1 pseudogene is annotated in these 504 nt (G+C 70.0%); it reads left to right on the top strand.

Going from position 1 to position 504, the window contains the following annotated elements:
- Window positions 1–132 precede the first annotated feature (132 nt).
- A pseudogene (locus A9X05_RS19990) lies at window positions 133–504 on the top strand (PPE domain-containing protein); the annotation flags it as partial.

Genomic DNA, 504 nt, shown 5'->3' with positions numbered 1-504 from the left:
GGTAACGCCCCGAAGTCAAACACGAATTACTCCTTAACCTTGGCCGCTTGGCTCGGGTATTGACTGACGATAAATCGGTGACGGCGGGTCGCCTGGGCGCCCGACCCCCGCAGCGTGGGCGGCCGCCGGTGCGCGTAGGCCGAGCAGGCCGCGGTGCAGGCCGCCGCGGCGGCGGCGGCTTATGAGGCGGCGTTCGCCGCGGTGGTGCCACCGCCGGTGATCGCGGCCAACCGGGCGTTGGTGCAGCAGTTGCAGGCCACCAACGTGATCGGGCAGAACACCGGGGCGATCGCGCAGTTGGAGGCCCAGTACGGCGAGTTTTGGGCCCAGGATGCCGGGGCGATGGCCAACTACTCGGTGCAGTCCACGGCGGCGACCAAGGGCATCACCCAGTTCCAGGCCGCCCCGAAGGTGACCAACGACGCGGGCACCACCACCCAGGCCAGCACGGTGGCCAACGCGGCGGCCAACACTTCCGCCGGCAACGCGGCCAACGTCGCGCAA

Source organism: Mycobacterium sp. E3298 (assembly GCF_001666895.1).
Lineage (GTDB): Bacteria > Actinomycetota > Actinomycetes > Mycobacteriales > Mycobacteriaceae > Mycobacterium.
This window is presented reverse-complemented; position numbering and strand designations above follow the sequence as displayed.